The organism is Streptomyces sp. MK7 (genome assembly GCF_032658145.1).
In the GTDB taxonomy this organism is placed as follows: domain Bacteria; phylum Actinomycetota; class Actinomycetes; order Streptomycetales; family Streptomycetaceae; genus Streptomyces; species Streptomyces spiralis.
This window is the reverse complement of sequence record NZ_JAVACL010000098.1, coordinates 1-6,942: the sequence shown is the minus strand read 5'-3', so window position 1 is coordinate 6,942 and position 6,942 is coordinate 1. Positions and strand designations below refer to the sequence as shown.

Below are 6,942 nucleotides of genomic sequence, written 5' to 3'. Positions count from 1 at the left end.
CCGCCGACAGCACGAACGACGTCTGCAGCTTGCCGTACCCCGGCACCTTCGCCTCCACCAGGTACGTCCCCGCCCCGGCCGAGCCCGCCGGAGGCGTCGCGCACTGCGGAGCGCTCGGCTTGCGGTCCCAGCGCACGGTGTAGGTGATGGCGCTGCCCGCCGGCACCCGGTACAGCAGGCTTCCGGCAGTCTTCGGGCAGTCGTCCGAGGACCAGTAGTCGGTGCTGCTGTCGGCCTTGCTGATCGTCAGCACCGCGGACTTCGGCCCGAGGTCGACCTTGCAGTCGGTACCGGAGGAGTTCTTCGCCGTCAGTTCGAAGGTCGGTGTCTGACCGGGCGCGTAGGTGTTGCGCACACTGCGCAGGTTCAACGAGACCGCCCCGGGGGCGCAGTTGGGAAGCGTGCTGCCGGCCGGCAGCACGGCGCCCGTACCGGCACCGCCCTTGGCGTCGCCGCCCGAGCCCCCACCGGCACCGGAGCCGGAACCCGAGCCGTCCCCGCCCGGAGCGCCGGAAGCGGTGCCGCCGCCCGAGGCGGCCCCCGATCCGCCGGAGTCACCGCCGCCGGACTCGTCGCGTCCGCCGGGGTGTTGGCTGATCGCGGGACCGGAGCCGGAGGGTCCCGGGGTGATGGTGGAGGGGGTGGGATGCTTGCCGTCGGAGGCGCTGCCGCTGTTCTTGTGGTCCCCGCCGCCCCCCGAGGTGACGATCCAGGCGACCAGCAGGGCCAACAGGGCGACCACGGACAGCAGTACGACCCTCCGTCGCCAGTAGATGGAGGAGGGAAGCGGCCCGACCGGATTGCGCAGAGATCCCACGGCCCAAACTGTACGAGAGATCGTGGCCTTCCCCCGCCCCACCCGCCGCGCCGACCACAACTTTTCCGGATCATCATTCGAGCAACATCCGTACAGGCGCCCCACTTTGCGGTCGCCGTAACCGAACAGTGACGGTCGGTGACGACACCGGGCCGCTCGGGTTCACGCGGCCGTCCATCCGCACGTGGCAGGATCGGAAGCGCCATGACTGCGCCCACACTGCCCCCACACAGCCCCACCGCCCCGGCCACCGCCACCGATGCCGACGCCGTCACCGACACCGACACCGACACCGACGACAGCGCCGTCGACGCCACCACCACCGGCGATGCCTCCGCCACGGCGTCCGGCCCGTCCGGCGCCCCGCACGGCGCGCCCCTGCACACCCACGTCATCACCTGGTTCGACGCCAACGCCCGCGACCTGCCCTGGCGGCGCGCCGACGCCGGTGCCTGGGGGGTGATGGTCAGCGAGTTCATGCTCCAGCAGACGCCGGTCAACCGCGTCCTGCCCGTCTACGAACAGTGGCTCGAACGCTGGCCGCGCCCCGCCGACCTCGCCAAGGAGGCGCCGGGCGAGGCCGTCCGCGCCTGGGGGCGGCTCGGCTACCCGCGCCGCGCCCTGCGCCTGCACGGCGCCGCGGTCGCCATAACGGAACGGCACGGCGGCGACGTACCCACCGAGCACGCACAGCTGCTGGCCCTGCCCGGCATCGGCGAGTACACGGCCGCGGCGGTCGCGTCCTTCGCCTACGGGCAGCGGCACGCCGTGCTGGACACCAACGTCCGCCGGGTCCTGGCCCGCGCGGTCACCGGCGTGCAGTACCCGCCGAACGCCACCACCGCCGCCGAGCGCCGCCTGGCCCGCACCCTGCTGCCGGAGGACGAACGGACCGCGGCCCGTTGGGCCGCCGCCTCCATGGAGCTCGGCGCGCTGGTGTGCACGGCGAAGAACGAGTCGTGCGACCGCTGCCCGATCGCCGGGCACTGCGCGTGGCGGCTGGCGGGCAAGCCGGAGCACGACGGTCCGCCGCGCCGGGGCCAGACGTACGCCGGCACCGACCGGCAGGTGCGCGGCAAGCTGCTCGCCGTGCTGCGGGAGGCTCATACGGCGGTGCCGCAGGTGGTGCTCGACCGGGTGTGGCACGAGCCGGTCCAGCGGGCCCGGGCCCTGGACGGGCTCGTCGCGGACGGTCTGGTGGAGCCGCTGCCGGGCGGTCTGTACCGGCTGCCGCTGACCTGACACCACGTCACCGCCCGGGCTTCGTAACGGCGGTGACGTCTTCGGGGGGCGTCGCGGGCGTCCGTGTCACACATCCGCGCGCCACCCGGGGTTTCAAATCGCCCCACATCACGGCAAATCGGAGCACCTCTTTACCCCGTTCCTGCGTCCGTTACACAACCGACGCACAGCCGAGGGCTAGCCGCAGGCTGCTTCGGACAACGCCGTGACAACCCCTCCGTACCTTCAGTTGCGTGCCCGACGGGCACCGGGCGGCTGCCGACCACAGCCGGCCGCACACAGCGTGGGATCCGGCAGCAGGCGGGCCGGGAAAACGGGGATCGGAGGCGGTTGATCATGGCGCAGGGTGAGGTGCTCGAGTTCGAGGAGTATGTGCGCACCCGGCAGGACGCGCTGCTGCGCAGCGCCCGCCGGCTGGTGCCGGACCCCGTCGACGCGCAGGACCTGCTCCAGACCGCGCTCGTCAGGACGTACGGCCGCTGGGAGGGCATCGCCGACAAGCGGCTCGCGGACGCCTATCTGCGCCGGGTCATGATCAACACGCGTACGGAGTGGTGGCGGGCCCGGAAGCTGGAGGAGGTTCCCACCGAGCAGCTTCCGGACGCCAGCGTCGAGGACTCCACCGAGCAGCACGCCGACCGCGCGCTCCTCATGGACATCATGAAAGTTCTCGCTCCGAAGCAGCGCAGTGTCGTGGTGCTGCGACACTGGGAGCAGATGTCCACGGAGGAGACGGCCGCCGCCCTCGGCATGTCCGCGGGAACGGTCAAGAGCACGCTGCACCGGGCGCTCGCCCGGCTCCGCGAGGAGCTGGAGGCCCGCGATCTGGACGCACGCGCGCTGGAGCGTGAGGAGCGGGAGCGTTGCGCGGCCTGAGCGGTGCGGCCGAGGTCGGCCCGAGCGGCGGTGCCGAGACCGGCCGGAGCGTCGGGGCCGGTCCCGGCGTCGAGCCCACCCCGGCCCGGGGGACCTTCCAGGCGGTGATCACGGCGCTGGCCGTGCTCGCCGCCCTCGGCCTTTTGGTGTCCGCCTGCGGCACGGGCGGCACCGGCGCCCGCGACGAGGGTCCGGCCGACGCCAGCTCGGTGGCCGGCGCACCCTCGCCCAGCGCCTCCGCGACCCCCGCCGACACCCCCCAGCCGGTGGACCCGGTGCGGCTCGTCAAGGACGACCCGAAGGTCTCGGCCGCCGTCAAGCGCGGTCTCAAGCCGTGCGCGGGCGACCAGTACCCCGTCGACGTGGCGTACGGCAAGCTGACCGGCGGCTCGGTCGACGATATCGTCGTCAACGTGCTGACCTGCGAGGACGCGGTGGGCATGGGCTCGTATGTGTACCGCGAGCGGGGCGACGGGTACGAGGACGTGTTCCGGGCCGAGGAGCCGCCGGTCTACGCCGAGATCGACCGCGGCGACCTCGTGGTGACCAAGCAGGTGTACGAGAAGGACGACCCGGTGTCGAACCCCTCCGGCGAGGACGTGATCACCTACCGCTGGACCGGGAGCGCGTTCACCAAGGAGTTCAGCACGCGCAACGAGTACAGCAAGGCCGTCGGAGGGGGCGCGTCGGCGGCTCCGGTCCCCGACAACTGACGCGAGACAATTCCGGTGGCGCGAACCGGTCGCCTCCGGCGGCCCGATCCGCCGGGGAACCGTTCGCGAGTGAACGCATCACGCGCCGGACGCGTCCACACAGTGGGCGCACCCTCTGAAGCACACAAGGACTGAGAGCACCGGGATGGCAGAGCAGACCCACGTCCTGTTCGTCGAGGACGACGACGTCATCCGCGAGGCCACACAGCTCGCCCTGGAGCGGGACGGCTTCGCGGTCACGGCCATGCCCGACGGCCTGTCGGGCCTGGAGGCGTTCCGGGCGAGGCGGCCCGACATCGCCCTGCTGGACGTCATGGTCCCCGGCCTGGACGGCGTCAGCCTGTGCCGCCGAATCCGCGACGAGTCGACGGTGCCGGTGATCATGCTGTCGGCGCGGGCGGACTCCATCGACGTCGTGCTGGGTCTGGAGGCCGGCGCCGACGACTATGTGACCAAGCCGTTCGACGGCGCCGTCCTGGTCGCCCGGATCCGCGCGGTGCTGCGCCGCTTCGGGCACGCGGGCGGTGGCCGCGGCGAGGCCGACGCCTCCGCGGTGGACGGCGGGGTGCTGACCTTCGGCGACCTGGAGGTCGACACCGAGGGGATGGAGGTGCGCCGGGCCGGGCAGCCGGTGGCGCTCACCCCCACCGAGATGCGGCTGCTGCTCGAGTTCTCCGCCGCGCCGGGCACGGTCCTGTCCCGGGACAAGCTCCTGGAGCGCGTGTGGGACTACGGCTGGGGCGGTGACACCCGGGTCGTCGACGTCCATGTGCAGCGGCTGCGCACGAAGATCGGCCAGGACCGCATCGAGACCGTCCGTGGCTTCGGCTACAAGCTGAAGGCCTGAGCGGGGCGGCATGCGGGGCAACACGCGGCGCCTGCTTCCGGGGCGCCTGGAGCACGCGGACATCCGTACCGGGCTGAGGTGGAAGCTCAGCGCGGCCATCGCGCTGGTGGGCGCCCTGGTGGCGATCGCGCTCAGCCTGGTGGTGCACAACGCCGCCCGGGTGTCGATGCTGGACAACGCCCGCGACCTGGCCGACCAGCGGCTCCAGTTCGCGCAGAGCATCTACGACCGCCCCGGCCGGCGGCCGGCCCCCGCCACCTTCAAGATCGACGATCCGACGCTGCCCGCCGCGCTGCGGGAGAAGGTCGAGGACGGCCGGCGGGCCACGTTCGTCACCGACCACCCGGGCCGCGTGCCGGACATCTGGGCGGCCATGCCGATCAAGGGCGGGCACGTGCTCTCCCTGCACACGCACTTCACCGACCGCAGCACGGACATCCTCAAGGACCTCGACCAGGCCCTGGTGATCGGCTCCATCGCGGTCGTGCTGGGCGGCAGCGCGCTGGGTGTGCTCATCGGCGGCCAGCTCTCGCGCCGCCTGCGCAAGGCGGCGGCCGCCGCGAACCAGGTGGCCAAGGGCGAGCCGGACGTTCGGGTCCGGGACGCCATCGGCGGGGTCGTACGGGACGAGACCGACGACCTCGCGCGCGCTGTGGACGCCATGGCGGACGCGCTGCAGCAGCGGCTGGAGGCGGAGCGGCGGGTCACCGCGGACATCGCGCACGAGCTGCGCACCCCGGTGACCGGGCTGCTGACGGCCGCCGAGCTGCTGCCGCCGGGCCGCCCCACCGAGCTGGTCCTGGACCGGGCGAAGGCGATGCGCACGCTGGTGGAGGACGTGCTGGAGGTCGCCCGGCTGGACGGCGCCTCGGAGCGGGCCGAGCTGCAGGACATCGTGCTCGGCGAGTTCGTCGCCCGGCGGGTGGCGGCGAAGGACCCGGACGTCGAGGTGCGGGTGGTGCACGAGTCGGAGGTCACGACGGACCCGCGGCGTCTGGAGCGGGTGCTGTTCAACCTGCTCGCCAACGCCGCCCGGCACGGCAAGCCGCCGGTCGAGGTGACCGTGGAGGGGCGGGTCATCCGGGTGCGCGACCACGGCCCCGGCTTTCCGGAGGCGCTGCTGGCGGAGGGCCCGAGCCGGTTCCGCACCGGCAGCGCGGACCGCGCGGGGCGCGGCCACGGCCTGGGTCTGACCATCGCCGCCGGCCAGGCCCGGGTGCTGGGGGCCCGCCTGACGTTCCGCAACGTACGGCCCGCGGGCGCCCCCGAGCACATTCCGGCCGAGGGCGCGGTCGCGGTCCTGTGGCTGCCGGAGCACGCCCCGACGAACACGGGCAGCTACCCGATGCTGCCGCAGCAGGTGCCCCAGCAAGGAAAGTGACCGCCCCCCGGGGCCCGGCCCGGGGCCCGGCCCGGGAGCCTGGCTCCGGGGCGCCCGTCCCGGGGCCGGTTCGGCAGGCCCCGGGAGGTCCTGAGCCCTGTCAGGCCCACTCCTTGTCCGGGTCCAGGCCGCCCTCGCGTCGCTGGGTGAAGGAGAACCAGTTGCCGGAGTCGTCACGGAAGAGCGCTTCGGTGCCGTAGGGGCGCTCCTGCGGCTCCTGGAGGAACTCCACCCCGCGGTCCTTGAGCTTCTTGTAGTCGCCGTGGATGTCGTCGGTGACCAGGACGCCGGCGCCGAGGGCGCCCTTGGCGACCAGCTTCTTGACCATCTCGGCGGATTCGGGGTCCATCGCGGGCGGCCCGGGCACCATGAGGGTCAGCTCCACGTCGGGCTGGTCCGGGGAGCCGACGGTGAGCCAGCGCGCGCCGCCCTCCCCCATGGTCATGTCGGTGCGGACCTCCAGGCCGAGCTTCTGGGTGTAGAACTCCTTGGCGCGGTCCTGGTCGAGGACCCAGACGGTGGTGATGGCGATGCCCTTGATCATGGCTTCTCCGGGGGTTGCGAGGTGCTGTTGCGCTGCCACGGTAGGCAGGACGGCGCTCAGCCCGCTTCTCGGAAATTGCTCTCTCGCTCCCGGGCCGCGCCGGAGCGGAATCCGCCGGCCCAGAGCATGGCGTAGCAGCCGGGGATGAGGGCGGCGCCGCGGCCGACGTGCCGGGCGCGGTACTCGCTCGGGGTGAGCCCGGTCCACGCCTTGAAGCGGGACGAGAACGTGCCCAGACTGCTGAAGCCGACCAGGTGGCAGATCTCGGTCACCGTCAGGTTCGCGGTGCGCAGCAGGTCCTCGGCCCGCTCGATGCGGCGGTGGGTGAGGTACTGGCGGGGCGTCTCGCCGTACGCCTCCTTGAAGGCCCGTATGAAGTGGTAGCGCGAGTAGCCGGCGTGAGCCGCCACCGTGTCCAGGTCGAGGTCCGGGTCCGCCCAGTCCCGGTCCATGGCGTCCTTGGCCAGGCGCAGCTGCCGCATCCTGCCCGCCACTGCTTCCATACGGCCGATGGTGGCACGG

At 73.0% G+C, this 6,942-nt stretch carries 8 protein-coding genes; 5 read left to right on the top strand and 3 right to left on the bottom strand.

Translation table 11 applies throughout. The annotated features are described in order from the left end of the window. Positions 1-817, bottom strand: an 817-nt coding sequence (locus R2S09_RS39685; protein WP_316746134.1) for a hypothetical protein, incomplete at its 3' end; no start/stop codon positions are given. Positions 818-1,021: 204 nt separating this feature from the next. Here R2S09_RS39685 and R2S09_RS39680 point away from each other — a divergent pair. The 5 genes from R2S09_RS39680 to cseC all read left to right on the top strand — a co-directional run bounded on the left by R2S09_RS39680 (position 1,022) and on the right by cseC (position 5,876). Beyond that, complete coding sequence (locus tag R2S09_RS39680; protein ID WP_316746133.1) at positions 1,022-2,059, top strand: A/G-specific adenine glycosylase; 1,038 nt, start codon at positions 1,022-1,024, stop codon at positions 2,057-2,059. A gap of 336 nt (positions 2,060-2,395) precedes the next feature. Beyond that, positions 2,396-2,935 (top strand): SigE family RNA polymerase sigma factor, encoded by a 540-nt coding sequence (locus R2S09_RS39675; RefSeq protein ID WP_030177423.1) that lies wholly within the window; start codon positions 2,396-2,398, stop codon positions 2,933-2,935. Next, positions 2,923-3,648: a hypothetical protein gene (locus R2S09_RS39670; RefSeq protein WP_399145706.1), complete on the top strand. Its 726-nt coding sequence runs from the start codon at positions 2,923-2,925 to the stop codon at positions 3,646-3,648. Before R2S09_RS39675 ends, R2S09_RS39670 begins: the two co-directional genes overlap by 13 nt. A 145-nt stretch (positions 3,649-3,793) precedes the next feature. Continuing rightward, positions 3,794-4,495 (top strand): two-component system response regulator CseB, encoded by a 702-nt coding sequence (gene cseB / locus R2S09_RS39665; protein ID WP_306192256.1) that lies wholly within the window; start codon positions 3,794-3,796, stop codon positions 4,493-4,495. Between the two features lie 10 nt (positions 4,496-4,505). Beyond that, positions 4,506-5,876, top strand: coding sequence for a two-component system sensor histidine kinase CseC (gene cseC / locus R2S09_RS39660; RefSeq protein WP_306192257.1), 1,371 nt, complete (start codon positions 4,506-4,508; stop codon positions 5,874-5,876). 100 nt (positions 5,877-5,976) lie between these two features. Here the strand turns inward: cseC and R2S09_RS39655 are convergent, their stop codons facing one another. Together R2S09_RS39655 and R2S09_RS39650 are read right to left on the bottom strand one after the other, a co-directional pair. Next, on the bottom strand, positions 5,977-6,420 hold the full coding sequence (locus R2S09_RS39655) for a VOC family protein (RefSeq protein WP_306192258.1): 444 nt from the start codon (positions 6,418-6,420) through the stop codon (positions 5,977-5,979). Positions 6,421-6,476: 56 nt separating this feature from the next. Beyond that, a complete protein-coding gene (locus tag R2S09_RS39650) occupies positions 6,477-6,872 on the bottom strand; it encodes a helix-turn-helix transcriptional regulator (protein WP_399145710.1) in 396 nt (131 codons plus the stop codon). Positions 6,873-6,942: the final 70 nt, after the last annotated feature.

Bases quoted from the DNA above. Each gene is read 5' to 3' on its own strand.
- R2S09_RS39650 (WP_399145710.1), bottom strand. From the start codon at position 6,872: ATGGACCGGGACTGGGCGGACCCGGACCTCGACCTGGACACGGTGGCG.
- R2S09_RS39655 (WP_306192258.1), bottom strand. From the start codon at position 6,420: ATGATCAAGGGCATCGCCATCACCACCGTCTGGGTCCTCGACCAGGAC.
- R2S09_RS39680 (WP_316746133.1), top strand. From the start codon at position 1,022: ATGACTGCGCCCACACTGCCCCCACACAGCCCCACCGCCCCGGCCACC.
- cseB (WP_306192256.1), top strand. From the start codon at position 3,794: ATGGCAGAGCAGACCCACGTCCTGTTCGTCGAGGACGACGACGTCATC.
- cseC (WP_306192257.1), top strand. From the start codon at position 4,506: ATGCGGGGCAACACGCGGCGCCTGCTTCCGGGGCGCCTGGAGCACGCG.
- R2S09_RS39675 (WP_030177423.1), top strand. From the start codon at position 2,396: ATGGCGCAGGGTGAGGTGCTCGAGTTCGAGGAGTATGTGCGCACCCGG.